The organism is Streptomyces sp. 7R007 (genome assembly GCF_054850255.1).
Map to the genome: position 1 here is coordinate 18,135 of NZ_JBTWMV010000019.1, position 26,714 is coordinate 44,848.

Genomic DNA, 26,714 nt, shown 5'->3' on the forward strand with positions numbered 1-26,714 from the left:
CCGTCAACGACAGCAGCCACACCTCTGGAGGAACCATGCGTGCTCTGGCGTCCCGGCCGCAGCGGATCGCCCTCGGCATCGCCGTGCTGACGGCCGCGGCACTCGGCACGGTCAGCGCGTCGGCGGCCCAGGCGACCGGCACCACCACGGCCACGACCACCACCACGACCACGGCTTCCGCGCACGCGAAGCCGCACAAGGCGGTCGGCCTGGCGGTGGCCTACCACCCGACCGCGAACGCCCCGGACGACGTCAACGCCGCCAACGACGACTTCGCCGCCTGCATGAAGGACCGGGGCCAGTCGGTCTTCCCGGACTTCCACGCCTCGAAGGACGACGAGGGCCGCGTCCGTCTCGACGTGACCGTCAAGGGCGGCGGCTTCGACCCGACGTCCAAGGCGTACGAGAAGGCCGTCAAGGTCTGCGGCCCGATCCTGGAGAAGGCCGGCATCACCTTCCCGGACCCGGCGGACCTCCCGCCGCTGCCGACGAAGCCGGGCCAGGGCCCCGGGTCGGGCACGACCCGCCACGTCGAACCCGGCACGCCGGCCGAGCCCGGTCTGACGCTGAACACCTGACCCGGGCCAGCCGCCAGGAGGGGGGAAGCGCACGGCCCCGGCGCGCGTTGCCGCGCCGGGGCCGTGCCCATGCGGTGGGGGTTACGCGTCCAGGGACGTCATCACGTGCTTGATCCGCGTGTAGTCCTCGAACCCGTACGCCGACAGGTCCTTGCCGTAGCCCGACTTCTTGAAGCCGCCGTGCGGCATCTCCGCGACCAGCGGGATGTGCGTGTTGATCCACACGCAGCCGAAGTCCAGCTTCTTGGACATCCGCATCGCCCGCCCGTGGTCCTTGGTCCACACGGAGGAGGCGAGCGCGTACTCGACGCCGTTGGCCCACTCCACGGCCTGGTCCTCGTCGGTGAAGGACTGGACGGTGATGACCGGTCCGAAGACCTCCTTCTGGATGATCTCGTCGTCCTGCTTGACGCCGGAGACGACGGTCGGCGCGAAGAAGTACCCCTTGTCGCCGACCCGCTTGCCGCCGGCCTCCACGCGCGCGTGCGCCGGCAGCCGCTCGATGAAGCCCTCGACCTGCTTGAGCTGGTTGGGGTTGTTGAGCGGACCGAACAGCACGTCCTCGTCGTCCGGCTGCCCCGTCTTGGTGTCGGCCGCCGCCTTCGCCAGCGCCGAGACGAACTCGTCGTGGATGGACTCCTGGACGAGGACGCGGCAGGCCGCCGTACAGTCCTGGCCGGCGTTGAAGAAGCCCGCCACGGAGATGTCCTCCACGGCCTTGGCGATGTCCGTGTCCTCGAAGACGACGACCGGCGCCTTGCCGCCCAGCTCCAGGTGGACCCGCTTGAGGTCCTTCGACGCCGACTCGGCCACCGACATGCCGGCCCGTACCGAACCGGTGATGGACGCCATGGCCGGCGTCGGGTGCTCGACCATCAGCCGGCCGGTGTCACGGTCGCCGGTGACGACGTTGAAGACGCCCTTGGGCAGGATGCCCCCGATGATCTCGGCGATCAGCACGGTCGACGCCGGCGTGGTGTCCGACGGCTTGAGCACCACCGTGTTGCCCGCCGCGATGGCCGGCGCGAACTTCCACACGGCCATCATCATCGGGTAGTTCCACGGCGCGACCTGCGCGCAGACGCCGACCGGCTCGCGGCGGATGATGGACGTCATACCGTCCATGTACTCGCCCGCGCTGCGCCCCTCCAGCATGCGCGCGGCGCCCGCGAAGAAGCGGATCTGGTCCACCATCGGCGGGATCTCCTCGGACCGCGTGAGCCCGATCGGCTTGCCGGTGTTCTCCACCTCGGCCGCGATGAGGTCCTCGGCGCGCTCCTCGAAGGCGTCGGCGATCTTCAGGAGGGCCTTCTGGCGCTCGGCGGGGGTCGTGTCGCGCCAGGCGGGGAAGGCCGCGGCGGCGGCGGCCATGGCGGCGTCCACGTCCGCCGGGCCGGACAGCGGCGCGGTCGCGTACGCCTCGCCCGTCGCGGGGTTGACCACCTCGGTGGTCCGTCCGTCGGCGGCGTCCCGGAACTCACCGTCGATGTAGTTGCGCAGACGACGCAGCTCGGTGCTCACTGCCGGCCTCCTGTCAGGTTCTGGTGTCCGATTGCTGAGACATCCCCACCCTAATCCGCCGGCCGACGTTTTCAACACCCCCGATTGCGCGATCGCTGCGAAATCCGCAGGACTCAGTCACGTAAACAACGAATTTCATCGCTCCGCCCTTGCGGAACTGTCGAGACGTCGTGCACAGTGAGCTGGTGGCCAGTCGAAGCGCAGACCAGAGGGACTCCCGCGAGTCCAGGAACGGCACCCCCCACCTGGACGCCGTCTCCCTCGCCATCATCGAGCAGCTCCAGGAGGACGGCCGCCGGCCGTACGCCGCGATCGGCAAGGCCGTCGGCCTGTCGGAGGCGGCCGTGCGCCAGCGCGTGCAGAAGCTGCTCGACCAGGGCGTGATGCAGATCGTCGCCGTCACGGACCCGCTCACCGTGGGCTTCCGCCGGCAGGCGATGGTCGGCATCAACGTCGAGGGCGACGTCGAGAAGATCGCGGACGCGCTGACTGACATGTCGGAAGTCGAGTACGTGGTGATGACCGCGGGCTCGTTCGACATCCTCGCGGAGATCGTCTGCGAGGACGACGACCACCTGCTGGACGTCATCAACAAACGCATCCGGTCACTGCCCGGCGTGCGCTCCACCGAGAGCTTCGTCTACCTCAAGCTCAAGAAGCAGACCTACATGTGGGGAACCCGATAACCGTGAGGACCCGATAACCGTGAGCACCAAGGACCTCAGCCAGACCGCGTACGACCACCTGTGGATGCACTTCACCCGCATGTCCTCGTACGAGAACTCCCCCGTGCCGACGATCGTGCGCGGCGAGGGCACCTACATCTACGACGACAAGGGCAAGCGCTACCTCGACGGTCTCGCCGGCCTGTTCGTGGTCCAGGCCGGTCACGGCCGCACGGAGCTCGCCGAGACGGCCTTCAAGCAGGCCCAGGAGCTGGCGTTCTTCCCGGTGTGGTCCTACGCCCACCCGAAGGCCGTGGAGCTGGCCGAGCGCCTGGCCGACCACGCGCCGGGCGACCTGAACAAGGTCTTCTTCACCACCGGCGGCGGCGAGGCGGTGGAGACCGCCTGGAAGCTGGCCAAGCAGTACTTCAAGCTGGTCGGCAAGCCCACCAAGCACAAGGTCATCTCCCGCGCGGTCGCCTACCACGGCACCCCGCAGGGCGCCCTGTCCATCACCGGCCTGCCGGGCCTGAAGGCCCCCTTCGAGCCGCTGGTCCCGGGCGCGCACAAGGTGCCGAACACCAACATCTACCGCGCGCCGATCTTCGGCGACGACCCGGAGGCCTTCGGCCGCTGGGCCGCCGACCAGATCGAGCAGCAGATCCTCTTCGAGGGCCCGGACACGGTCGCCGCGGTCTTCCTGGAGCCGGTGCAGAACGCCGGCGGCTGCTTCCCGCCCCCGCCCGGCTACTTCCAGCGGGTGCGCGAGATCTGCGACCAGTACGACGTGCTGCTCGTCTCCGACGAGGTCATCTGCGCCTTCGGCCGCCTGGGCACGATGTTCGCCTGCGACAAGTTCGACTACGTCCCGGACATGATCACCTGCGCCAAGGGCATGACCTCGGGCTACTCCCCGATCGGCGCCTGCATCATCTCCGACCGCCTGGCCGAGCCGTTCTACAAGGGCGACAACACCTTCCTGCACGGCTACACCTTCGGCGGCCACCCGGTCTCCGCCGCGGTGGGCCTGGCCAACCTCGACCTGTTCGAGCGCGAGGGCCTCAACCAGCACGTCCTGGACAACGAGGGCGCCTTCCGCGCCACCCTGGAGAAGCTGCACGACCTGCCGATCGTCGGCGACGTCCGCGGCAACGGCTTCTTCTACGGCATCGAACTGGTGAAGGACAAGGCGACGAAGGAGTCCTTCAACGAGGAGGAGACCGAGCGCGTCCTGTACGGCTTCCTCTCCAAGGCCCTCTTCGACAACGGCCTGTACTGCCGTGCCGACGACCGCGGCGACCCGGTCGTCCAGCTCGCGCCGCCGCTGATCTCCAACCAGGAGACGTTCGACGAGATCGAGCAGATCCTGCGCGCGACGCTCACGGAGGCGTGGACGAAGCTCTGATCCTCACGGATTCAGCCGCTTATACGGCCCGGGGCGCACCCGTCCGAGTGACAAGGGTGCCCTCGGGCCGCGTGCTGTCCGGTGTTGCGCCGGTCGCTCCTTAGCGTGCCTGGTAACCGATCGGCCCTGCTTTCGTTCCCCCGCTCGGGGGATTGGCAAGAGGGAACGACAGATCCGAACCGAGGTGTACGCCCATGGAGGCCCCGCCCGACAACGACGTGCTGTGGGCACGGTCCCTGCACTTCACCCACGCCGACGGCTCCCCCGCGCTGGGCGGTGTCTCGCTCGGCGTGCGGGAAGGCGAGATCCTCGCCGTCACCGGCCCGCGCGGCAGCGGCAAGACCACGCTGCTCAGATGCCTGTCGGGGCTCACCCCGGCCGGACGCGGCGAGATCTGGTTCAACAGCGTGCCGGTGCACACGATGGGCCCGGCGACCCGGGAACGGCTGCGCCGCGACCGCTTCGGCTGGATCGACCCGGCCCCCGCGCTCGTCCCCGAGCTGAACGTGTGGGAGAACGCCGCGCTCCCCCTGATGCTGCGCGGCACGGGCCGCCGGCGCGCCAGGACGGCCGCCCTGGAGTGGCTGGAGCGCCTCGACGTCGGCGACCACGCCCGCCGGCGCCCGCACGACCTGACCCAGGCCGAACGCCAGCGCGTGTCGATCGCCCGCGCCCTCGCTCCCGCGCCGACCGTGCTGTTCGCCGACGAGCCGACGGCGCCGCTGCACCGCGCGGACCGGGCGCACGTCCTGCGGACGCTGACCACCGCGGCCCGCTCGCACGGCATCACGGTGGTCCTGGCGACCCACGAGGCGGAGACCGCCGCCCTCGCCGACCGCACGGTGTCGCTCCTGGACGGCCGCCGGGTCCACACCGTCCACCTTCCGCCGATGCCGGAGGCGGAGAGGGGGCCGCGGGGGCGCGGGAGCGGACCGGGCGGCCGGGGGGCCGCGTCGGAAGGCCAGGGGGCCGCGTGCTCGCTCTCCGTCTGACCCGCACCGCCCACCCGGCCGTACACCTGCGCCGCCTGCTGGTGGCCACGGCGTCGGCCGGCACGGGTTTCCTGCTGCTGTGCACCCTCGGCTACGCCCTGAACCACCCCGAGACCCCCTCGGCCTCCCTCCTCCGCCTCGCCTGGTGCCTGACCCCGCTGGCCGCCACGGTCCACCTCGCGGTCGCGGTGGCCCGCACGGACCCCGCGACGAAACCCCGCCCGGGCCTGTCGGCGATCGGCCTGGGCCCCGCCCGCCTGATGGCCGTCTCGGCCACGACGACGGCCCTGTCCTGCACACTGGGCTCGACGCTGGCCCTGCTCGTCTTCCTCCACCTCAGAGGCGACCTGACGGGCATGCCCTTCGACGGCGCCGCGGCGGACGCCCTGGCCGCGAACCAGCCCCTGCCCCTGCCGGCCGCCCTGACCCTGCTCACCCTGGTCCCGGCGATCGCGTCGGCGACGGTGGCCCTGGTCCTGCGCCCGCGGGACGCCCGCCCGGCCGCGACGCGGGGCGCGGGACGCGCGTACGGCCGTTTCGGGGCGTACGGCAGAGCGACGGCACGGGAGACCTTCGGTGCGTACGGCCGCTTCGGCGCCCGTCTGCGCGGTGCCTCGCGCGTCCGGGAGCTACCGCCGTCCGAAGACGAGAGCGAAACGCCTCCCGCGGCGACCCCCGCGCCCCGCACCGCGCCCGCCGGCCTCCCCTGGGGCGCGGCCGTCCTCGCCGCGGGCCTGGCGGTGGAGGCCTACGCCGGCCGCACCGCCGGCCGCCCCACCCTGACCATGCCCGGCGGCCTCACCCACAGCACCCCCGCCCTCCTCCTCGGCCTCACCCTCACCGCCGTCGGCCTCGCCGTCGCCGCCCCCGGTCTCACCCACCTCACCGGCCGCCTCCTGCAGTCCGCCCGCCCCGGCGCCCTCCGCCTCCTCGCGGGCCGCGTCCTGATGGAGGAAGCCGTCCGCATCGGCCGCCCCCTGGGCGTCGTCTGTGCCGTGGCCTGCGCCGCGTACGCCATGACGGCGCTCTACGAACCCGCCGCTCCCTCCCCCTCCTTCGGCCCCCTCACCACCCTCGGCACCCTCCTGGTCGCCGGGTGCGCGGTCGCCACCCTCCTCACCGCCGCCGTGGAGGCCAGACAGGCCCGCGCCGACACCACCGCCGCCCTGCTGCGCCTCGGCGCCCCCGCCACGATGCTCCGCACCGCCGCCGCCCTGCGCACCGCCGCCCTGCTCGCGCTCTTCGGCCCGCTGACCCTGCTGGTGGCCGAACTGGCGGCGCTTCCGCTCACCCGGTGAAAAGTTCTCCCCCGCGCACCGATGACTTCCGCGCCGCGCCCCGGTCTACCCACCGAACGGCACGACACCGACGGGAGAGGCCCCATGTACCAGCAGATGATCTTCGTGAACCTGGCCACCACCGACGTCGCCGCGTCGAGGAAGTTCTTCACGGAGCTCGGCTACACGATCAACCCGCAGTTCAGCACGGACGACTGCGCCTGCGTCGTGATCAGCGACACCATCATCACGATGCTGCTCAGCAGGAAGCGCTACTCCGACTTCACCAAGAAGGAGATCGCGGACTCGGCGAAGACCAGCGAGGTGCTGCTCTGTCTGAGCGCGGAGAGCCGCGAGAAGGTCGACGAGCTGGTGGAGAAGGCGGTCGCGGCCGGCGGCACCGCCAACCCCGACGTCCAGGACCACGGCTACATGTACGGCCGCTCCTTCGACGACCTCGACGGCCACAGCTGGGAGGTCGTGTGGATGGACCCGGCGGCGGTCCAGGGCTGACCCCTCGACGGCGGGACGGCGTGCCTAGCATGGGCCCGTGCAGACGAGCCCGGCCCATGCGGCCCACCACGACGACCGCGAGATCGAGACGATCGAGGACTTCGACGCGACCGTCTCGGCGCGCGGCACCCTCGCCGGCTACCGCGTACAGGCCGTCGATCTGACGGACCGTACGAGGGAGTTGCTCACCACGGACACCGCGGGCGCCGTCTTCCTCGGCTGCCCGATGCGCGAGGACGCGGCGGCCAAGATCCGCACCGACGGCGCCCTGGTCTTCCCGCCCGTCCCGCATCTGCCCTTCGACCCGTACCGAGGGCATCTGTACCGGCCCGCCGAGCTGTTCGCCGCCCTGGAGAAGGGGTACGAGCACACGCCGGACGCCCTCGCCTACGCCTGGTTCCAGCGCACCAAGGCCGACGGCGACATCTACGCCTCGATGCTGCGCGCCGTGCACGACGACTCCATCTCGGACGCCCTGGACGAACTCCTGCGCGGCGCCCGGGTGGTGGGCGTCATGGGCGGTCACGCGATGGCGCGCGGGACGGAGGCGTACGCCGGTGCCGCGCGCCTGGGCCGAGAACTGAGCCGGTCCGGCCTCACGGTGGCGACCGGCGGCGGTCCGGGCGCCATGGAGGCGGCGAACCTCGGCGCGTACGCGGCGCCGTACGAGGACGCCATGCTGGAGGAGGCCTGCCAACTCCTCGCGAAGGCGCCGTCGTTCACGCCCTCGGTCACCGAATGGGCGCGGGCCGCGTTCGAGGTGCGCGAGCGCTGGCCGAAGGGCAACCACTCGGTGGGCATCCCGACCTGGTTCTACGGCCACGAGCCGCCGAACCCCTTCGCCGCGTACATCGCCAAGTACTTCGCCAACGCCACCCGCGAGGACGGCCTGCTGGCCCGCTGCAACGCGGGCGTGGTCTTCCTGCCCGGCGCCGCGGGGACCGTACAGGAGATCTTCGACAACGCGACGCCCAACTACTACGAGTCGCGGGGCGAGCCGACGCCCATGGTGCTCGTCGACCGCGTCCACTGGACCGAGCGGCTGCCCACCTGGCCGCTTCTGCAGGCACTCGCCCGGGATCGGTCGATGGAGTCCCGAATCGCCCTCGTTGACCGGATCGAGGAGGCTCCGGCGGCGTTGAAACGTCTCTGCGGTTAATAAGAGCGTAAAGCCAACGCTCTTGTTCCGCGCACGCATTGACACTACTTATGGAACGCTTATAAACCTGTGAGCCTCCTGGGGAACGTGAAGCCTCGTCTCACCGTCGCTCCACATCCCCTTCAAACCCCCCGCAGTTGTACCTCCCGTGAAGGGCAAACGTGTCCATAACCCGCCGTACCGCACATCGTTCAGCGCGCATCCTGGGTGTCGCCGCCGCTTCCACCGCTCTTGCCCTCGGTGTCGCGGGCAACGCGCTCGCCTGCAACATCAGCGAGTTCTCCGCCGAAGCCAAGTGCGATGGCGCCAAGGGCATCATCAACGTCATCGACAAGGACGCCTCCGGCACCCCGGCGACCATCACCGTGTTCCTCGAGAACAACGGCGCCGACGAGAAGCAGGTCGGTCAGCAGGACGTCACCGGCTCCCGCGCAGGCACCGTCGTCACCTTCAACGAGGACTGGGCGCCCAACGCCGAGTACCGTGTCCACGTCACGGCCGGGAAGGACAAGGACCACCCGATCGTCGACAAGGACATCACGCCGAACCTGACCACGCCGTCCGAGGGCTGCTCGAAGGACGAGTCGACCCCACCGGCCACCCCGACCCCGTCGGAGTCCTCCTCGGCCCCCGCCGAGGACACCCCGACCCCGACCCCCTCGGCCTCGGACAGCACCACCGCCCCGGCCGAGACCTCCAGCAACGCGCCGTCCCCGGCCGCCGGCGACTCCAACCTCGCCGAGACCGGTGCGAACTCCAACACCGGCCTGATCGCCGGTGTCGCCGGTGCGCTGGTCGTCGTCGGCGGCGGTGCCGTGTTCTTCGGCATGCGCCGCCGCGGGGCGAACAGCGGCCGCTGACGCCCCACTCGGCACCACCGTGTGGCCCGTCCCCGTATCCCCGGGGGACGGGCCACACGCATGCGGTGGCTCAGCCGAGGACGACGGTCTCGGCCGCGTCGAAGCCCACGCCGACGGTCTGGCCGACCTCCGGCGCCTCCCTGAGCGCGCAGGCCGCCTCCAGGCGTGGCGCGTCCTCGGGCTGGAGGTGTACGGCGACATGGGTGCCCTTGAAGGTGCGCGCGGCGACCGTGCAGCGCAGGCCCTCCTCGGCGGGCAGCAGCCGTACTCCGGCGGGCCGCACGAGGAGCGTGCGGGTGCCCTGCGGGGCGTTCTCGGGCACCGGCACCTTGCCCCACACCGTGTCCGCGGCCTCGCCGCCGACCGTGCCCTCGGTCACGTTCTCGAAGCCCAGGAAGCGGGCCACGAACGCGTCGGCCGGCCGCTGCCAGACCTCAAGGGGCGTCCCGGACTGGGCGATCCGCCCGTCCCGCATCACCACGACCCGGTCGGCGAGCGCGAACGCCTCGCCCTGGTCGTGCGTCACGGCGAGCACGGTGGTGCCCAACCGGCCGAAGAGTTCCCGCAGTTCGACCACGAGGCGCTCGCGCAGCGAGCGGTCGAGCTGGCCGAGCGGCTCGTCCAGCATCAGCAGCCGGGGCCGGGGGGCGAGCGCGCGGGCCAGGGCCACGCGCTGCTGCTCGCCGCCGGAGAGCGCGGCGACGGCCCGGCGCGCGGCGCCCGGCAGCCCGACGAGGTCGAGCAACTCCGCCACCCGGTCTGCCTGTTCGCGCGCGGACGCGCCGTGCATGCGCAGCCCGAAGGCCACGTTGCCGCCCACGTCCCGCTGCGGGAACAGCTGGTGGTCCTGGAACATCAGTCCGACGCCCCGCTTGTGCGCGGGCACCCCGGCCTGGTCACGGCCGTCGAGGAACACCCGTCCCCCGGACAGGGGTTGCAGCCCGGCCACCGCGCGCAGCAGGGTCGATTTGCCGCTGCCGCTGGGTCCCAGCACGCACACGACCTCGTGCTCGGCGACCCCGAGGTCGACGGCGTCGAGCACCGCCCGTCCGCCGAACCGCACGGTCGCGCCTTCCAGGCTCAGCAGCATCTAGAACTCCCCGCTCCGGTCGGTGCGGAGCCGCTCCAGCACCAGCAGCGCCGCCGCGCACACCACCATCAGAATCGTGGACAGGGCCATCGCCTGGCCGTAGTTGAGATCGCCGGGCCGGCTCAGCAGCCGGGCCACCGCGACCGGCAGCGTCGGGTTGTCGGGCCGTGCGATGAACACGGTCGCCCCGAACTCCCCGAGCGACACGGCGAACGCGAACCCGGCGGCGACCAGCAACGCCCGCCGCACCAGCGGCAGATCGACCTCCCGCCACACCCTCCACGGCGACGCCCCGAGCACCGCCGCCGCCTCCCGCAGCCGTGCGTCCACGGCCCTGAGCACCGGCAGCACGGTCCGTACGACGAAGGGCACGCCGACCAGCGCCTGCGCCAGCGGCACCAGGATCCAGGACTGGCGCAGGTCGAGCGGGGGCCGGTCCAGGGCGATCAGGAAGCCGAAGCCGACGGTCACCGCGGAGACGCCCAGCGGCAGCATCAGCAGCGCGTCGAAGCCGCGCACCAGCCGGCCGGCGTCCCTGCGGGCGAGGGCCGCGGCGGCCAGAGCGCCGATCACGACGGCGATGGCGGTAGCGGCGAGGGCGTACTGCAGGGAGTTGCCGACGGCGTCGAGGGGCGGGACGAGGAAGGTGCCGCCGTCCTCGCGGGTCAGGGCGCGGTAGTAGCCGAAGCCGGGTGTGTCCAGGGACCGTCGCACCAGGACCGCCAGCGGCAGCAGGAGCAGCACGAGGACGGTGACCAGGACGCCGGCCAGCACTCCCCACTGTCCGGCGCCGCGCGGCCGTCGCGCGGTCGCCGAGGCGTCCACGAGCCGCAGGGCGCTCTCCCGCCGCCGTACCGTCCAGGCGTGCACGGCGAGGATCGCGCCCACGGCGAGGAACTGGACGAGGGTCAGGACGGCGGCCGTGGAGAGGTCGAAGATCTCCGAGGTCTGCCGGTAGATCTCGACCTCCAGCGTGGAGAAGGTCGGTCCGCCGAGGATCTGCACCACGCCGAAGGAGGTGAAGGTGAACAGGAAGACCATCAGCGCGGCGGCGGCGACGGCGGGCGCGAGGGCGGGCAGCGTCACGTTCCGCCAGGCCCTCCACGGTGACGCGCCCAGCATGCGCGCGGCCTCCTCCTGGCGCGGGTCCAGTTGGGACCACAGCCCGCCGACGGTGCGTACGACGACGGCGTAGTTGAAGAAGACGTGCGCGAGCAGGATGGCCCACACGGTGGTGTCCAGCCGTACGCCCCACAGCTCGTCGAGGAGTCCGCCGCGGCCGACGAGCGCCAGGAACGCCGTGCCGACGACGACCGTCGGCAGGACGAAGGGGACGGTGACGACGGCGCGCAGGACCTGTTTGCCGGGGAAGTCCAGGCGGGCGAAGACGTAGGCGCCGGGCAGGGCGATCAGCAGGGTGAGGGCGGTGGAGGCGAGCGCCTGCCAGGTGGTGAACCACAGGACGTGCCGGATGTCGGCCGCGGTGAGGACGTCCGCGATCCGGCCGAACCGCCAGACCCCGTCGGCCTTGAGCCCGCGCGCGACGATCGCGGCGACGGGCCAGGCGAAGAAGAGCGCGAAGAACGCGACGGGCAGGGCCATGAGCCCGAGCCGCGCCGCGCTCCCCCGCCGCGCCGGACGCGGGGCTACTTCAGTACGAGTGACGTCCACGTCTTGACCCACTGGTCACGCTTGGCGGCGATCTTGTCGGGTGCCATGGTCTCGGGGTTCTTCGCGGCGGGGCCGTACTCGGTGAACTCGGCCGGTACCGCGGCGCCCTTGACCACCGGGTAGACGAACATGTTCAGCGGCATGTCCTCCTGGAACTCCCTGGTCAGCAGGAAGTCGATGAGCGCCTTGCCGCCCTTGGTGTTGCCTGCGTTGCTCAGCAGCCCCGCGAACTCGATCTGGCGGAAGCAGGTGCCGGTCGCCACGCCGGTCGGGGCGGTGGCCGGCTTGGGGTCGCCGTAGATCACCTCGGCGGGCGGGGAGGAGGCGTAGGAGACGACGAGCGGCCGGTCGGCCTTGGCCTTCTTGCCGCCCGCGGAGCCGGAGAACTCCTCGTTGTAGGCCTGCTCCCAGCCGTCGACGACCTTGACGCCGTTGGCCTTGAGCTTCGTCCAGTACGCCTGCCAGCCCGTGTCGCCGTACTCGGCGGCGGTGGCGAGCAGGAAGCCGAGGCCGGGCGAGGAGGTGGCGGCGTTCTCGGTGACGAGGAGGTTCTTGTACGCCGGCTTGACCAGGTCCTCGAAGGAGGCGGGCGGGGTCAGCTTGTGCTTGCTGAAGTACGCCTTGTCGTAGTTGACGCAGATGTCGCCGTAGTCGATGGGCGTGACCCGGTGCTTGTCCTTGTCGAGCTGGAACCGCGTGTCGACCCGGCCGAGCCCCTTGGCCTCGTACGGCTGGAAGAGGCCGTTGTCGAGGGCGCGGGAGAGCAGGGTGTTGTCGACGCCGAAGAAGACGTCGCCCTGCGGGTTGTCCTTGGTCAGGATCGCCTTGTTGACGGCCTGGCCGGCGTCGCCGTCCTTGAGGACCTTCACCTGGTAGCCGGACTTCTTCTCGAAGTCCTGCAAAACGCTCTTGGAGACGGCCCAGGAGTCGTGGCTGACCAGGGTGACGGTCTTGGAGTCGGCGGCCGAGGAGCCGTCGGACGAGCCGCACGCGGACAGCGTGACGAGACCGAGGCCGACGACGGCGGCCAAGTACTTCTTGGTGTTCACGGTGATGACCGAACTTCCTACCCAGAATGACCTGGGCGAGGTTCAGAGGGTCTGCGGCCCGGTTGCCGCACTCTCAGCGCTGTGGCGCTCCCCTGTCGGATATGAAGATGTACGTACGGGCAAAGGTTACCGCTCGGTGGCGGCGAGCTGTCCACAGGCCCCGTCGATCTCCTGCCCGCGGGTGTCCCGGATGGTGACGGGCACCCCGTGGGCGGCGATGGCCTCGACGAACGCCTTCTCGTCCTCGGGCCGCGAGGCGGTCCACTTCGACCCGGGGGTCGGGTTCAGCGGGATGAGGTTGACGTGCACGGGCCTGCCCCGCAGCAGCCGCCCCAGTCGGTCGCCGCGCCACGCCTGGTCGTTGATGTCGCGGATGAGCGCGTACTCGATGCTCAGCCGGCGCCCGCTCTTCTCGACGTACTCGAACCCGGCGTCGAGCACCTCGCGCACCTTCCAGCGGGTGTTGACGGGCACGAGGGTGTCGCGGAGTTCGTCGTCGGGGGCGTGCAGGGAGATCGCCAGCCGGCACTTGAAGCCCTCGTCGGCGAACCGGTGGATGGCCGGCACCAGCCCGACGGTCGAGACGGTGATCCCGCGCTGGGACAGCCCCAGCCCGTCCGGGGCGGGGTCGGTCAGCGCCCGGATCGCCCCGACGACGCGCTTGTAGTTGGCGAGCGGCTCGCCCATCCCCATGAAGACGATGTTGGACAGCCGCGCGGGGCCGCCCGGCACCTCGCCGTCCCGCAGCGCCCGCATCCCGTCCACGATCTGGTGGACGATCTCGGCGGTGGACAGGTTCCGGTCCAGCCCCGCCTGCCCGGTCGCGCAGAACGGGCAGTTCATCCCGCAGCCCGCCTGCGAGCTGATGCACATCGTCACCCGGTCCGGATACCGCATCAGCACCGACTCGACGAGCGTCCCGTCGAACAGCCGCCACAGCGTCTTGCGGGTGGTGCCCTGGTCGGTCGACAGATGCCGTACGACGGTCATCAGCTCCGGAAGCAGCGCCTCCCGCAGCCGGTCCCGGGACCCGGCGGGGATGTCGGTCCACTCCGCGGGGTCGTGCGCGTACCGCGCGAAGTAGTGCTGCGACAGCTGCTTGGCCCGAAACGGCTTCTCCCCGGCCTCGACCACCGCGTCCTTGCGCTCGGCGGGCGAGAGATCGGCGAGATGCCGCGGCGGCTTCTTGGCTCCGCGCGGGGCGACGAATGTGAGTTCTCCGGGCTTAGGCATGGCCTTACCAGTGTCGCAGATCGAACCGGGTGGCCCGGTCGGCGGTGCGTGGGGCCGGTCAGTGGAGCGTCGGGCGGTAGACGAGTTCCTGGATGTCGCCGTCGAGGGTGTGGCGTTCGATCAGTTGCAGGTCGAAGTCGGCGGCGTCGCGGAAGACCGGGTCCAGGCCGGTGCGGCCGGTGATCACGGGGAAGAGCGTCACCTGGAGGCGGTCGACCAGGCCGGCGGCCATCAGGGCCCGGTTCATCGACAGGCTGCCGTGGGAGCGCAACGGCACCTCGGACTCCTCCTTGAGCCGGGCGACGACCTCGACGGCGTCCCCGGCCGCGACGGTGGCGTCCGGCCAGTCGAGGGGGCCCTCCAGGGTGGTCGAGATCACCGTCGCCGGCAGGTTCCGCATCCGCGTGACCCACGGGTCGCGCACCTCGGAGTCCTCGGCGCTCTCGGCCAGCATCCGCGTGAACGCCTGGAAGGTGCGGGCGCCGAACACCATCCGCTGCTCCCCGCCGTACTGGGCGAGACGGTGGTCGAGCAGCTCGGGGCCCTGCTTGCCCCAGTAGCCGGTCCAGTCGCCGCCGGCGGCGCCGTAGCCGTCGAGGCTGGAGAAGACGTCGAAGGTGTAGGTCGCGGGCATGTCGTTCTCCTCGGGTGCGGGCGGGGGCGGGCCACGGCGACCCGCCCCACCCGTAGACCCGGCCGGCCGCCGGAAGTCATCGCCGGGGCGGTGACGAGGGGTCAGGCGGCGGTGTGCTCCAGCCGTTCCTTCAGCAGCCGTTCGTTGCGCGGCATCTCCTTGCGGGCCTGGGGCCGGACGACGAGGGGCAGCAGAAGCCTGCCGATGCCGTGTCCCTCGAAGTCGAGGTCCATCGTCACGTGGGTGCGACGGCCGTCGTCGAGGGGCGTGATCTCGCCGTGGAAGGTGCCGCGGACGGGGCCGTCGACGCCGCGCACGCTCCAGGAGCGCTGCGGCTCGTACTCGGTGCACTCCATGGTCATCGGCATCTCGCGCCGGCCCACGTGGCGGGTGACGCGGACCCGGGAGCCCAGTTGGAAGGGGCGGTCGTCGAGCTGTTCCGCGCTGACCGCGCTGAGCTGCCATTCGGGCAGGTGGGAGGGGTCGGTGACGTACGCCCAGACATCCTCGGGACGGCGGTCCACGTCGAACTCTTCATGGATGGCGGACATGGCGCCTCCTCGTCGGGAGATCCCCTTTGAGGGCTTACACCGGGATCGTCCCACTCCGCCGACGGCCACGCCATCGGCGGAGCGGAACCTGCGAACCCGTCAGCCGGACCCCACGAACAGCACCATCAGCAGCCACACCACGGGCGCCGTGGGCAGCAGCGAGTCCAGCCGGTCCATGATGCCGCCGTGGCCCGGCAGCAGCGTGCCCATGTCCTTGATGCCGAGGTCCCGCTTGATCATCGACTCGCCGAGGTCGCCCAGCGTCGCGCTGGCCGCGACCGCGAGGCCGAGGAGCAGGCCCTGCCACCAGGTGCCGTCGTCGATCAGGAACTGCATGCACAGCGCGCCCGCCACCATCGCGAACGTCACCGCGCCGACCAGGCCCTCACGGGTCTTGCCGGGGCTGATGCGCGGCGCCAGCTTGTGCGTGCCGAAGCGCCAGCCGACGGCGTACGCCCCGGTGTCGCTGACGACCGTCAGCAGCAGGAACGTCAGCACCCGCCAGGGGCCGTCGTCGGCGGTGAGCATGAGCGCGACGAAGGTGGCCAGGAAGGGGACGTAGAAGGCCGCGAAGACCCCCGCCGTGACGTCCCTGAGGTAGCCCTCGGGCGGCTCGGTCATGCGCCATACGAGGACCGCGAGCGCCGTGAGCGCCATCGCCACCCACGCGCCCTCGGCGCCCCGCACGTACCCGGCGACGACCATCGCCGCGCCGCCGACCGCGAGCGGGACCAGCGGCGCCCTGATCTGCTTGCGCTCCTGAAGCCTGCTGGTCAGCTCCCACAGCCCGACGACCACGGCGACCGCGATCACGCCGACGAAGACGGCCTTGACGACGAACAGCGACGCGATGATCACGACGCCGAGACCGACGCCGACCCCTATGGCCGCGCTCAGATCGCGCCCCGCGCTCTTCTTCGGCGGCCGGGGGGCCGGCTGGGAAGCGTCGGGCATGGGCTCCGGATTCTGCTGCACCGCCCCGGCGGGCGGCGCCTGCGGCGTCTCGTCGCGGAACAAGGGGCCGCTCAGCCGAGCGGCCCCCCGGTCGTCATCCTGGTCTCCGCCGTACGCGGGCACCTCGGGCACGATGGGCATGGGGCGAGTCTGCTGCGCCTCAGGCGCATCGTACGCGGGACCCGCCGGGGCAGCCCCCTGGACAGGTCCCTGCTCGGAGGGCCCCCAGTACCCGGCTTGTGGCGGCGCTCCCCAGGAAGAGTCGTTCATCAGACCTCGAGCAGCTCCGCTTCCTTGTGCTTGAGGAGCTCGTCCACCTGAGCGACGTACTTGTGCGTGGTGTCGTCGAGCTCCTTCTCCGCACGGCGGCCCTCGTCCTCGCCGATCTCGCCGTCCTTGACGAGCTTGTCGAGGGCGTCCTTGGCCTTGCGGCGCACGGAACGGATGGACACGCGCGCGTCCTCGGCCTTGCCCTTGGCGACCTTGATGTACTCGCGCCGGCGCTCCTCGGTGAGCTCGGGGAACACCACGCGGATGATGTTGCCGTCGTTGCTCGGGTTGACGCCCAGGTCGGAGTCGCGGATCGCCTGCTCGATGTTGCGCAGGGCCGTCTTGTCGAACGGGGTCACGACCGCCATGCGCGGCTCCGGCACGGAGAACGAAGCCAGCTGGTTGATCGGCGTCGGCGCGCCGTAGTAGTCGGCCACGATCTTGTTGAACATCGCCGGGTGCGCACGGCCGGTGCGGATCGCGGCGAAGTCCTCCTTGGCGACCACGACGGCCTTCTCCATCTTCTCCTCGGCCTCGAGGAGGGTCTCTTCGATCACCACTTGCTCCTGCGTGTCTTGAGTAGGCCCGGCTGCGGTTCCTTGGTGGGGGCGGCGGCCGGCTGCGTCGCGTCTTCTTCCTGCACGGTTCCCGACCGGCAGGACATTGTCCATCCCCCGGTCAGGGTCATCAGCCGTGGCTGCCTTGCTCACCCACAAGCGTGCCGATCTTCTCACCCTTGACGGCCCGCGCGATATTGCCCTCGGCCAGAAGCTCGAAGACCAGGATCGGCAGCTTGTTGTCGCGGCACAGGGTGATGGCGGTGGCGTCGGCGACCTTCAGGTCGCGGGTGATGACCTCGCCGTAGCCGAGGGAGTCGAACTTGACGGCGTCCGGGTTGGTCTTGGGGTCGGAGTCGTAGACCCCGTCCACGCCGTTCTTGCCCATCAGCAGCGCCTCGGCGTCGATCTCCAGGGCGCGCTGGGCGGCGGTGGTGTCGGTGGAGAAGTACGGCATGCCCATACCGGCACCGAAGATGACCACGCGGCCCTTCTCCAGGTGGCGCACGGCGCGCAGCGGGATGTACGGCTCGGCGACCTGGCCCATGGTGATGGCGGTCTGCACCCGGCTGTCGATGCCCTCCTTCTCCAGGAAGTCCTGGAGGGCGAGGCAGTTCATCACGGTGCCGAGCATGCCCATGTAGTCGGAGCGGGCCCGGTCCATGCCGCGCTGCTGGAGTTCGGCGCCGCGGAAGAAGTTGCCGCCGCCGATGACAACCGCGATCTGCGCGCCGTCGCGTACGACGGCCGCGATCTCGCGGGCGATCTTGTGCACCACGTCGGGGTCCACGCCCAGGCCCCCGCCGCCGGAGAAGGCCTCTCCGGACAGCTTCAGCAGAAACCGGCCGCGTACTTTGCCGTCGTCGCTCTTCTGGGCCTTGGTGGTCATGGGGATCCCGCCTCTTTCACGTGGTGCACATACGAAGAAGGCCATTGCCGCTGGGGTCGCTATCCGCTCCCATGCTCGGCAATGGCCTCCTCGTCAGATCTGCTGTCGTCCCCCACGCACGCGTGCGTGGAGGCGTACGCGGACGACTGCACCCGACCTTATCGGTCCTGTGCGCCGATCGCGGTACGGACTCAGATGCCGACCTTGATGCGCGTGAAGCGCTTCAGGGTGACACCGGCCTCGTCCAGGACCTTCTGGACCGACTTCTTGTTGTCGAGCGCGTACGGCTGGCCGAGCAGCGTCGCATCCTTGAAGAAGCCGTTGAGACGCCCCTCGACGATCTTGGCGATCGCGGCCTCGGGCTTGCCCTCGGCGCGGGTGGTCTCCTCGGCGATGCGGCGCTCGGACTCGACGACCTCGGCCGGCACGTCGTCCTTGGAGAGGTACTTCGGCGCGAAGGCGGCGATGTGCTGGGCGACGCCCTTGGCGACCTCGGCGTTCGGCTTGTCGAACTCGACGAGGACACCGATCTGCGGGGGCAGGTCGGGCATCGTGCGGTGCATGTAGGCGAGGACGAAGCCGTCCGAGAACTGCGCGAAGCGGTCCAGGACGATCTTCTCGCCGAGGTTGGCGTTGGCCTCGTCCACGAACGCCTGGACGGTCTTGCCGGGCTCGATCTCGGAGGCGAGCAGGGCCTCCAGGTCGGCCGGGGAGGTCTTGGCGACGTGCTCGGCGATCGCGGTGGCGACGGCCTGGAACTTGTCGCCCTTGGCGACGAAGTCCGTCTCGCACTTCAGCTCGACCAGGACGCCGGAGGAGTTGTCGTCGGCGATGATGGAGACCACGGCGCCGTTCTCGGCGGAGCGGCCCTCGCGCTTGGCGACGCCCTTCTGGCCCTTGATGCGCAGCGCCTCGACGGCCTTCTCGACGTTGCCCTCGGCCTCGTCCAGCGCCTTCTTGCAGTCCATCATGCCGGCGCCGGTGAGCTCACGAAGCTTCTTGACGTCGGCGGCGGTGTAGTTCGCCATGAGTCGTTAAGTCTTTCTCGAAGTCGGAAGATCTACCCGGTCCACCATCCACACGCGGATGTAGATCGCGAACCTACGGGTGAACGGCGGGGGCGACTTGGGTGTCGCCGCCCCCGCCGTCAACGCTGACTGATCAGGCCTGCTCGGCGTCCGCGGCCGGAGCCTCGGCCGCGGGGGCCTCGGCGGCGGGGGCCTCGGCGGCCGGAGCCTCAGCGGCGGTCTCGGCCGGCTTCTCGGCCTCGTCCGCCTTCTTCTCGCCCTCGAGCAGGTCGCGCTCCCACTCGGCGAGCGGCTCGCCCGCGGCCTTCTCCTTGCCCTCGGTGGCGACACCGCTGCGGGCGATGAGGCCCTCGGCGACGGCGTCGGCGATCACGCGGGTGAGCAGGGTGACGGAGCGGATCGCGTCGTCGTTGCCCGGGATCTTGTAGTCGACCTCGTCGGGGTCGCAGTTGGTGTCGAGGATGGCGACGACCGGGATGTTGAGCTTGCGGGCCTCGCCGACCGCGATGTGCTCCTTCTTGGTGTCCACGATCCAGACGGCGCTGGGCACCTTCTGCATCTCGCGGATACCGCCGAGGGTCTTCTCCAGCTTGGCCTTCTCGCGCGAGAGCACGAGAAGCTCCTTCTTGGTCAGACCGGAGGCGGCGACGTCCTCGAAGTCGATCTGCTCGAGCTCCTTGAGGCGCTGCAGACGCTTGTAGACGGTGGAGAAGTTGGTGAGCATGCCGCCCAGCCAGCGCTGGTTGACGTAGGGCATGCCGACGCGGGTGGCCTGCTCGGCGATGGCCTCCTGCGCCTGCTTCTTCGTGCCGACGAACATGACCGTGCCGCCGTGGGCGACGGTCTCCTTGACGAACTCGTAGGCGCGGTCGATGTACGACAGCGACTGGAGCAGGTCGATGATGTAGATGCCGTTGCGCTCGGTGAAGATGAAGCGCTTCATCTTCGGGTTCCAGCGACGGGTCTGGTGACCGAAGTGGACGCCGCTCTCCAGCAGCTCCCGCATCGTGACGACGGCCATGGCCGTAACTCCTTGGTGTTCTCGGTTGTGCCGCGAAGGCCGGACGGCTTTCGCGCCTGACGCCCGTGGCGCGCCGTGCCGCTGAGGACCGAGAGGCGCTGACACCGGCCGTGTGCGGGCCTGGTGTCGGGGCGTGCGAAGTCGACCCGGTGACCCGGATCGCCAGAAGAAGTGTACGGGACCGGCGGGGCACCGGGTGACGCCGCTGTCCACAGCCGGGGGGTTGTCCACAGATCCCGGCCATGATCGTGGCGGGTGCGGGACGGTTGCGGCATGCGAGCGAAGCGATACGTGCGCCTTGCGGGGGCGGTGCTGCTGGGGCTGACGTGGGCCGTCCTGACCCCTTGGGCCTGGGCCGAGCCGCCTCCCGTGCCGGCCGACCCGGGTCCAGGAGTCCCCGCCGTGGGGCGCGTGTGGCCCGTGGGGAGACGGCCCCTGGTCCTACGGGGCTGGGAACCCCCGGCGACGGTCTACGGCCCCGGCCACCGGGGCGTGGACCTGTCGGCGCCGCCCGGGACACCGGTACGGGCGGTGGCGGCCGGCCGGGTCTCCTTCGCGGGGCGGGTGGCGGGGCGGGGGGTGGTGTCCGTGGAGCTGACGGGCACGGGGCTGCGGACGACGTACGAGCCGGTACGACCGTCCGTGGCCGAGGGCGCGGAGGTGGCACCCGGCGAGGTGGTCGGGGTGGTGGAGGCGCAGGCGTCACACTGCCCGGTCACCTGCGTGCACTGGGGCCTGCTGAGAGGCACCACGTACCTGAACCCCCTCTCCCTGCTCCCACCGTGGCTCCTGAACGGAGAACCCCCGAGACTGCTGCCGGTCCTGGGGGTACCACTGCCATGACCACGGGCACGGGCGTCGCCCGAGCACAGACATACGGGGCAACTCAGCGACAGCCACGAGGACACCTCGCCCGGGGGCACGGGGGGTGGCTCAGCCGCAGGCATGGGGTGACCCAGCCGCGGGCACGGCGGTGGCTCAGCCACGGGCACGGCGGTGGCTCAGCCGCAGACACACGGGTGGGCCGACCGCAGGCACGGGGGTGGCTCAGCCGCAGGCACGGAGGTGGCTCAGCCGCAGGCACGCGGGCGCCTCAGCCGCCGGCGCGCGGGCTACCCAACCGCAGGCACGCGAGCGCCTCAGCCCCAGGCACGCCGGCACCTCAGCCGCGGGCACGAGGGCGACCCGACCGCAGGCACGGGGGTGGCCTAGCCGCGGACACGCGGGCGCCTCAGCCCCGGACACGCGAGCGACCGAACCGCAGCACGCGAGCGCCTCAGCCCCGGACACGCGAGCGGCCCAACCGCAGGCACGCGGGCGCTCAGCCGCCGGCACGAGGGCGACCCAACCGCAGGCACGCGGGTGGTTCCGCCGCCGGCACGCGAGCGGCCCCACCGCAGCACGCGAGCGCCTCAGTCGCCGGCACGCGGGCTACCCAACCGGAGGCACGCGGGTGGTTCTGCCGCGCGTCGGCGTTTCAGCCGCGTACGCCTCGTAGGGCCATCGTCACCGCCGCGTCCGCGATCACCGTCGGGTCCTCCGCGGCACCCAGTTCGATCCGCCGCACCGCCGCGTCGACCACGCCCTGCACCAGCATCGCGGCCAGCCGGGGCTCCGCGTGGCCCAGCTCCGCCAGCGCCTCGACGATCATCGCGACGAGCCCGCCGTGTGCGGCCCGGATCTTCTCCCGGGCCCCCGCGTCGAGCTCGCTGGAGGAGATGGCGACCACGGCCCGGTGCCGCCGGTCCCCGACCAGCGTCAGCTGCCGGCGCACATACGCCTCGACCTTGCCCTCGGCCGACCCCGCCCGCTCCATGGCGGCCTCGACCTCCGCCGCCCACACCGGGAAGTCGACCGCGCACAGCTCCTCGACCACGGCGGCCCGCGACCGGAAGTACTCGTACACGGACGACCGCGCGAGCCCCGTCCGCTCGGCGAGAGCCGGGAAGGTCAGCGCCTCCGTCCCGCCCTCGGACAGCAACGACCGGGCCGCGTCCAGCAGGGCGGCTCGCTGCATCGACCTGTGCTCGGCCACGGAGGCCGCTCGAATCCTTGGCACGTCAACCACTTTACGGACGCACCACCCGCGACGGGAGTGAGTCACCCGTCTCAGCGCCCGAAGCCCGCCAGCTTCGCCCGCAGCTGCAGCACCGACTTGGTATGGATCTGACTGACCCGGCTCTCGGTCACGCCCAGCACGTTCCCGATCTCGGCGAGGGTGAGTCCCTCGTAGTAGTACAGCGTGACGACGGTCTTCTCCCGCTCGGGCAACGTGTTGATCGCCCGCGCCAGGAACCGCCGCAGCTCACGGTCCTCGGCGACCTCCACGGGGTTGTCGGCGGCGGTGTCCTCCAGCGTGTCCATGACGCTGAGCCCGTCCCCGCCCTCGCCCCCGACGTGCAGCAGCTCCTCCAGCGCCACCACGTTGGCCAGCGACAACTGACTGAACACCGCGTGCAGTTCGTCGACCCCGATGCCCAGCTCGGCGGCCACCTCACCCTCCGTCGGCGTCCGCCTGAGCCGCGCCTCCAGGGTCGCGTACGCCCGCTCGACGTTGCGCGCCTTCTGCCGCACCGACCGCGGGATCCAGTCCAGCGCCCGCAGTTCGTCGATCATCGCACCGCGGATCCGGGTGATCGCGTACGTCTCGAACTTGATCTCCCGGCCGATGTCGAACTTCTCGATGGCGTCGATCAGCCCGAAGACCCCCGACGAGACGAAGTCGGCCTGCTCCACGTTGGGCGGCAGGCCGACGCTCACCCGTCCCGCCACGTACTTCACCAGCGGCGAGTAGTGCAGGATCAGCTGCTCCCGCAGCCGCTCGTCCCCCGTCGCCTTGTACGACCGCCACAGCTCGTCGAGCGTCGAGGGAGCGGGCGGCCGCACGCTGCCACCGTCGCGGGCGGCTGGGGGGATCGCCGCCCGGTCGGACCCGGAGGTGTGCTGGGGCATTCGTCGCCTTGTGCCGTTCTGCCGTGAAGTACGGGAAAGGAGGGAAGTCGGTGAGGTCGGGGCCTGTGTCTGAATCCACGTGAGCGTAGCGTGACTGGAGAGTCGCGGTGTGCGAAGGGCGGGGCAGGTCCGCCCCGCAGATGCGTTCCGTGGACCGCCCCGCCGGGGCACGGCCGTCGCTCCCTGTGATCACATCACCACCTCAACTGCCCGAATCCGCAAGGGCTTCGGGGTTCCCCCGGACGGCCGAACACGCTCGGTCAACCGGGGCCGGCACCGCGCCGGACGGAGATCATCGCCTGGCGTGTCAACTTCCAGCCGTCGCCGTGTCGTTCGACGTAACCGAGTGATCGGAGTTCGTACAGTCTCGCGATCGCGTCGTCCGGGGTGGTCTGGGCGCCGCGGGCGATCTCGCCGGGTGGTGCGGCACCGCGGCCGGGCAGGGCGGCGAGGACGCGGCGGGCGGCCGGTTCCAGCAGGTCGCGCGGGAGGACCGGGCCACGCCGCTCGGGGGCCAGTTCGCCCATGTCGCCGACCAGTTCGACGACTTCCGCGGCGTCGGTGACGAGGGCGGCGTCCGAGCGCAGCAGTTCGTGCACGCCGGCCGAGAGCGCGCTGGTGGCCGGGCCGGGCACTCCTATCGTGTGACGTCCGAGGCGCTGGGCGGCGCGCGCGGTGACGAGCGAGCCGCTGCGGTAGGCCGCCTCGACGACGACGGTCCCCCGGGTGAGGGCGGCGATGACCCTGTTGCGCACGAGGAATCTGCTGGGCGTGGGGTGGTCACCGGGCGGCAACTCTCCGACCACGAGTCCCTGTTCCGCGATCCTGCTGATCAACTCCGTGTGGCCGCGGGGGTAGGGGCGGTCGACGCCGCAGGCGAGCACCGCGACGGTGGCCCCGCCGGCGCCGAGGGCTCCGCGGTGGGCGGCGCCGTCGACGCCATAGGCTCCGCCGGACACGACGACCCATCCGCGCTCGGCGAGGCCGGCGCCGAGGGTGGCCGCCATGTGGGCGCCGTACTCGGTGCAGGCCCGGGCGCCGACCACGGCCACGGACCGCAACGCCCACATCCGCAGGCTCGCGGGCCCCCGCACCCACAACCCGAGCGGCCGCCCGTCCCCCAGATCATCAAGCTGCCCCGGCCACTCCCCACCCCCCGGTCCCACAAACCGCACCCCGGCGACCCGGGCGACGGCGAGGTCACGGCGGGGGTCGGCCTGACGGGCGCGGGTGAGCAGACCGGCCCAGCGCTTGTCGGTGACGCCCGCGAGCTGCGGCTCACCGGCTCGCAGGCACCGTTCCAGCTCCACGGCACCGAGCTCCCGCAGCCACCGGCCGGCGACCTCGTCGCCCGGTTCGATGACGCGGGTCAAAAAGACCCGCGCCAGCATCTCGCGATCCGTGTCGTCGACGCTCACGTCAGCGCCCCGATGGCCATGGGCACACCGCGGGGTACTCCGGTGCGCAGTTGCAGGGCCAGGGCGACGTCGGTGGCGTCGGGCCGGTCGTGGCCGACCAGGTCCGCGACGGTCCACGCGACGCGCAGGACCCGGTCGAGTCCGCGGGCGGTCAGGACTCCCCTCTCCAGATTCCGTTCGGCTTCGTCCATCGCCCCGCTCAGGGCGTGCCAGCGGGTGCGCAACTCCCGGCCGGGCACCTCGCTGTTCGTCCGCCACGGCGTGCCCGCCAGCCGCGCCGCGGCCCGTTCCCTGGCCGCACGGACCCGGTCCGCGACCGTCGCCGTGGTCTCGCCGCGGGCGCCGCGGTCGGTGAGTTCGGCGCGCGTGACCCGGTCCACCTCGACCCGCAGGTCGACCCGGTCGAGCAGCGGGCCGGAGAGCCGCGCCTGGTAGCGGCGGACCGCCGAGGGCGGGCACTCGCAGAAGTCGTCCGTCTGCGAGAAGCGACCGCAGGGGCAGGGGTTGGCCGCGAGCACCATCAGGAACCGCGCCGGGAACCGTACGACTCCCGCACTGCGCGCGATCACCACATGGCCGGCCTCCAGGGGCTGCCGCAGCGCGTCGAGGGCCTGGCTGTTGAACTCGGGGGTCTCGTCCAGGAAGAGCACACCGCGATGCGACAGCGACACGGCGCCGGGCCGGGCGATGCCGGGGCCTCCGCCCACCAGGGCCTGCATGGTCGCCGAGTGATGCGGGGCGCAGTACGGCGCGACGTCGATCAGGGGTTTGCCCGGTGGCAGGAGGCCCGCCACCGAGTGCACCGCCGTCACCTCCAGGGACTCCTCGCGGGTGAGCCGGGGCAGGATGGCCGGGAGCCGTTCCGCCAGCATCGTCTTGCCGGCCCCGGGCGGCCCTTCGAGGAAGAGGTGATGACCGCCGGCCGCGGCCACCTCCACCGCCGTCCTCGCGGCGATCTGCCCCACCACGTCGGACAGGTCGTGCCCCTGGTCGTGCTGTGCGGCGCCCGCGCTGTGCATCCCCGTGGCCGCCCCGGTCCCGGGTACCCGCAGGCCCGCCAGGAGCGGGTCCGGGCGGCCGTGGTCCTCCGGTTCCTCGTCGGGTACGGGCTCGTCCGCCAGGATCGCGATGAGCTGGCGCAGGCTGCGTACGCCCAGGACGGACACACCGGGCACCAGCGAGGCCTCGGCGGCCGCGCACTCCGGCACGACCACCTGCTCATAGCCGGCGTCCGCTGCGGCCAGGATCGCCGGCAGGATGCCCCGGACCGGCCGCACGCGTCCGTCCAGGCCCAGCTCCCCGATCATCACGATGTCGGCGAGCACCCTCGGATCGATCCGCTCGGAAGCCCCCAGCACCGCGCAGGCCACGGCGAGGTCGAACCCGCTGCCGGCTTTCGGCACCGACGCCGGGCTGAGCCCGACCGTCAGCTTCTTCTGCGGCCACTCGCCGCCCGAGTTCACCACAGCCGCCCGGACCCGGTCCCTGCTCTCCGTCAGGCTCTTGTCCGGGAGGCCCACCAGGGTGAACGCCGCCACGCCTGGTTCGAGGTCGGCCTGGACCTCGACGACCACGCCCTCCACGCCCACCAGGGCCACGGAACAGGTGCGCGCGAATCCCATCACGCCACCCCCCGCGCGTGCTCGACCACGGGTGCGCCGCGGTCGGGGAGCAGGACGCCGACGAGGTCGATGCGGACGCCGCCGGGTGGGGCGCCGCCGTGGGCCTGGATCCAGCGTTCGGCCAGGTCCCGCAGGCGTTGCGCCTTCTCAGGGGTGACCGCGGCCATCGGATGCTCGTAGCAGCCGCCCCGCCGGGTCTTGACCTCGCAGATGACCAGGACGTCCCCGTCGCTGGCCACGAGATCGATCTCACCGGTCCTGCCACAGCGCCAGTTGCGCTCCAGGACCGTCATACCGGCGTCCGTCAGCCGGCGCGCGGCGAGCTCTTCGCCGTACTTGCCGAGTGCACTGCGTGCGTTCATGTCGGCACCACCTCCGGCGCCAACCGTCACGCATCCGCCCCCACCGGGTGGATCTTGGTGGACTACTCACCGGTTGTGGATATCTCCCTCACCCGGCCCACCGCCCCCTCAGCCTCCCGGCAGCTCCAAGTCGCTCTTGTTCAGCTCCTCGATGTTCACGTCCTTGAACGTCAACACCCGCACCTGCTTCACGAACCGAGCCGGCCGGTACATGTCCCACACCCAGGCGTCCGCCATCGACACCTCGAAGAACACCTCACCCTGGACCGAGTGCACCTGCATCTCGTAGTCGTTGGTCAGATAGAAGCGCCGCTCGGTCTCGATCACGTATTTGAACAGACCGACGACATCGCGGTACTCCCGGTAGAGCTTGAGCTCCATCTCGGTCTCGTACTTCTCGAGGTCCTCGGCGCTCATGGCATGTTCCCCTTCAGCCGTGCGAT

The 26,714-nt window shown here is 71.3% G+C and carries 27 protein-coding genes; 9 read left to right on the plus strand and 18 right to left on the minus strand.

The genetic code is table 11. The annotated features are described in order from the left end of the window. Nucleotides 1-35 precede the first annotated feature (35 nt). Nucleotides 36-578 carry a hypothetical protein gene (locus ACYF6T_RS24370; protein ID WP_461698955.1) on the plus strand — a complete coding sequence of 181 codons (543 nt, stop codon included), beginning with the start codon at nucleotides 36-38 and terminating at the stop codon, nucleotides 576-578. Between the two features lie 81 nt (nucleotides 579-659). Here ACYF6T_RS24370 and ACYF6T_RS24375 read toward each other — a convergent pair whose 3' ends face one another. After that, nucleotides 660-2,099: a gamma-aminobutyraldehyde dehydrogenase gene (locus tag ACYF6T_RS24375; RefSeq protein WP_461698956.1), complete on the minus strand. Its 1,440-nt coding sequence runs from the start codon at nucleotides 2,097-2,099 to the stop codon at nucleotides 660-662. Nucleotides 2,100-2,269: 170 nt separating this feature from the next. Between ACYF6T_RS24375 and ACYF6T_RS24380 the strand changes: the two genes are divergently transcribed. The 7 genes from ACYF6T_RS24380 to ACYF6T_RS24410 all read left to right on the plus strand — a co-directional run bounded on the left by ACYF6T_RS24380 (nucleotide 2,270) and on the right by ACYF6T_RS24410 (nucleotide 8,970). After that, nucleotides 2,270-2,785, plus strand: coding sequence for an Lrp/AsnC family transcriptional regulator (locus ACYF6T_RS24380; RefSeq protein WP_461698957.1), 516 nt, complete (start codon nucleotides 2,270-2,272; stop codon nucleotides 2,783-2,785). 19 nt (nucleotides 2,786-2,804) lie between these two features. Continuing rightward, nucleotides 2,805-4,169 (plus strand): aspartate aminotransferase family protein, encoded by a 1,365-nt coding sequence (locus ACYF6T_RS24385; RefSeq protein WP_461698958.1) that lies wholly within the window; start codon nucleotides 2,805-2,807, stop codon nucleotides 4,167-4,169. A 194-nt stretch (nucleotides 4,170-4,363) separates the two neighbouring features. After that, complete coding sequence (locus ACYF6T_RS24390) at nucleotides 4,364-5,161, plus strand: ABC transporter ATP-binding protein (protein ID WP_461698959.1); 798 nt, start codon at nucleotides 4,364-4,366, stop codon at nucleotides 5,159-5,161. Further along, nucleotides 5,143-6,459 (plus strand): hypothetical protein, encoded by a 1,317-nt coding sequence (locus tag ACYF6T_RS24395; protein WP_461698960.1) that lies wholly within the window; start codon nucleotides 5,143-5,145, stop codon nucleotides 6,457-6,459. Before ACYF6T_RS24390 ends, ACYF6T_RS24395 begins: the two co-directional genes overlap by 19 nt. Before the next feature lie 84 nt (nucleotides 6,460-6,543). Beyond that, entirely contained in the window at nucleotides 6,544-6,951 is a 408-nt protein-coding gene (locus ACYF6T_RS24400; RefSeq protein WP_461698961.1) for a VOC family protein, read from the plus strand. A gap of 37 nt (nucleotides 6,952-6,988) precedes the next feature. Continuing rightward, on the plus strand, nucleotides 6,989-8,110 hold the full coding sequence (locus tag ACYF6T_RS24405) for an LOG family protein (protein WP_461698962.1): 1,122 nt from the start codon (nucleotides 6,989-6,991) through the stop codon (nucleotides 8,108-8,110). Between the two features lie 161 nt (nucleotides 8,111-8,271). Next, entirely contained in the window at nucleotides 8,272-8,970 is a 699-nt protein-coding gene (locus tag ACYF6T_RS24410; RefSeq protein WP_461698963.1) for an LAETG motif-containing sortase-dependent surface protein, read from the plus strand. A gap of 70 nt (nucleotides 8,971-9,040) precedes the next feature. Here ACYF6T_RS24410 and ACYF6T_RS24415 read toward each other — a convergent pair whose 3' ends face one another. The 11 genes from ACYF6T_RS24415 to rpsB form a co-directional block, all read right to left on the minus strand. After that, nucleotides 9,041-10,060 (minus strand): ABC transporter ATP-binding protein, encoded by a 1,020-nt coding sequence (locus tag ACYF6T_RS24415; RefSeq protein WP_461698964.1) that lies wholly within the window; start codon nucleotides 10,058-10,060, stop codon nucleotides 9,041-9,043. Next, nucleotides 10,061-11,662 (minus strand): ABC transporter permease, encoded by a 1,602-nt coding sequence (locus ACYF6T_RS24420; RefSeq protein WP_461698965.1) that lies wholly within the window; start codon nucleotides 11,660-11,662, stop codon nucleotides 10,061-10,063. A 44-nt stretch (nucleotides 11,663-11,706) separates the two neighbouring features. Then, nucleotides 11,707-12,780: a thiamine ABC transporter substrate-binding protein gene (locus ACYF6T_RS24425; protein WP_461698966.1), complete on the minus strand. Its 1,074-nt coding sequence runs from the start codon at nucleotides 12,778-12,780 to the stop codon at nucleotides 11,707-11,709. Nucleotides 12,781-12,906: 126 nt separating this feature from the next. Then, nucleotides 12,907-14,013, minus strand: a complete 1,107-nt coding sequence (gene rlmN / locus ACYF6T_RS24430; RefSeq protein WP_461698967.1) for a dual-specificity RNA methyltransferase RlmN — start codon at nucleotides 14,011-14,013, stop codon at nucleotides 12,907-12,909. A 58-nt stretch (nucleotides 14,014-14,071) separates the two neighbouring features. After that, on the minus strand, nucleotides 14,072-14,647 hold the full coding sequence (locus ACYF6T_RS24435) for a dihydrofolate reductase family protein (protein ID WP_461698968.1): 576 nt from the start codon (nucleotides 14,645-14,647) through the stop codon (nucleotides 14,072-14,074). A 101-nt stretch (nucleotides 14,648-14,748) separates the two neighbouring features. Next, on the minus strand, nucleotides 14,749-15,198 hold the full coding sequence (locus tag ACYF6T_RS24440) for an SRPBCC family protein (protein ID WP_461698969.1): 450 nt from the start codon (nucleotides 15,196-15,198) through the stop codon (nucleotides 14,749-14,751). Between the two features lie 99 nt (nucleotides 15,199-15,297). After that, nucleotides 15,298-16,422, minus strand: coding sequence for a phosphatidate cytidylyltransferase (locus ACYF6T_RS24445; RefSeq protein WP_461698970.1), 1,125 nt, complete (start codon nucleotides 16,420-16,422; stop codon nucleotides 15,298-15,300). Next, entirely contained in the window at nucleotides 16,422-16,979 is a 558-nt protein-coding gene (gene frr, locus ACYF6T_RS24450) for a ribosome recycling factor (RefSeq protein WP_461698971.1), read from the minus strand. Before frr ends, ACYF6T_RS24445 begins: the two co-directional genes overlap by 1 nt. 130 nt (nucleotides 16,980-17,109) lie before the next feature. Continuing rightward, a complete protein-coding gene (gene pyrH / locus ACYF6T_RS24455; RefSeq protein ID WP_461698972.1) occupies nucleotides 17,110-17,868 on the minus strand; it encodes a UMP kinase in 759 nt (252 codons plus the stop codon). A gap of 191 nt (nucleotides 17,869-18,059) precedes the next feature. Then, nucleotides 18,060-18,896, minus strand: coding sequence for a translation elongation factor Ts (gene tsf, locus ACYF6T_RS24460; RefSeq protein ID WP_461698973.1), 837 nt, complete (start codon nucleotides 18,894-18,896; stop codon nucleotides 18,060-18,062). A gap of 133 nt (nucleotides 18,897-19,029) precedes the next feature. Beyond that, nucleotides 19,030-19,917, minus strand: a complete 888-nt coding sequence (rpsB, locus tag ACYF6T_RS24465; RefSeq protein WP_461698974.1) for a 30S ribosomal protein S2 — start codon at nucleotides 19,915-19,917, stop codon at nucleotides 19,030-19,032. Between the two features lie 273 nt (nucleotides 19,918-20,190). Here rpsB and ACYF6T_RS24470 point away from each other — a divergent pair, with 273 nt between their 5' ends. Next, a complete protein-coding gene (locus tag ACYF6T_RS24470; protein ID WP_461698976.1) occupies nucleotides 20,191-20,760 on the plus strand; it encodes a peptidoglycan DD-metalloendopeptidase family protein in 570 nt (189 codons plus the stop codon). 634 nt (nucleotides 20,761-21,394) lie between these two features. On the opposite strand, the gene ACYF6T_RS24475 is transcribed toward ACYF6T_RS24470, so the two are convergent. From ACYF6T_RS24475 to ACYF6T_RS24500, 6 genes are all read right to left on the minus strand, one after another. Then, nucleotides 21,395-21,952 (minus strand): TetR/AcrR family transcriptional regulator, encoded by a 558-nt coding sequence (locus ACYF6T_RS24475; RefSeq protein WP_461698977.1) that lies wholly within the window; start codon nucleotides 21,950-21,952, stop codon nucleotides 21,395-21,397. A gap of 74 nt (nucleotides 21,953-22,026) precedes the next feature. Beyond that, nucleotides 22,027-22,869 (minus strand): RNA polymerase sigma factor WhiG, encoded by an 843-nt coding sequence (whiG, locus tag ACYF6T_RS24480; protein WP_461698978.1) that lies wholly within the window; start codon nucleotides 22,867-22,869, stop codon nucleotides 22,027-22,029. A gap of 260 nt (nucleotides 22,870-23,129) precedes the next feature. Then, a complete protein-coding gene (dprA, locus tag ACYF6T_RS24485) occupies nucleotides 23,130-24,260 on the minus strand; it encodes a DNA-processing protein DprA (protein ID WP_461699113.1) in 1,131 nt (376 codons plus the stop codon). Between the two features lie 23 nt (nucleotides 24,261-24,283). Continuing rightward, nucleotides 24,284-25,909, minus strand: a complete 1,626-nt coding sequence (locus ACYF6T_RS24490; protein WP_461698979.1) for a YifB family Mg chelatase-like AAA ATPase — start codon at nucleotides 25,907-25,909, stop codon at nucleotides 24,284-24,286. Then, nucleotides 25,909-26,271 (minus strand): YraN family protein, encoded by a 363-nt coding sequence (locus ACYF6T_RS24495; protein WP_461698980.1) that lies wholly within the window; start codon nucleotides 26,269-26,271, stop codon nucleotides 25,909-25,911. Before ACYF6T_RS24495 ends, ACYF6T_RS24490 begins: the two co-directional genes overlap by 1 nt. Nucleotides 26,272-26,379: 108 nt before the next feature. Beyond that, nucleotides 26,380-26,688 carry a DUF2469 domain-containing protein gene (locus ACYF6T_RS24500; protein ID WP_003965949.1) on the minus strand — a complete coding sequence of 103 codons (309 nt, stop codon included), beginning with the start codon at nucleotides 26,686-26,688 and terminating at the stop codon, nucleotides 26,380-26,382. Nucleotides 26,689-26,714 lie beyond the last annotated feature (26 nt).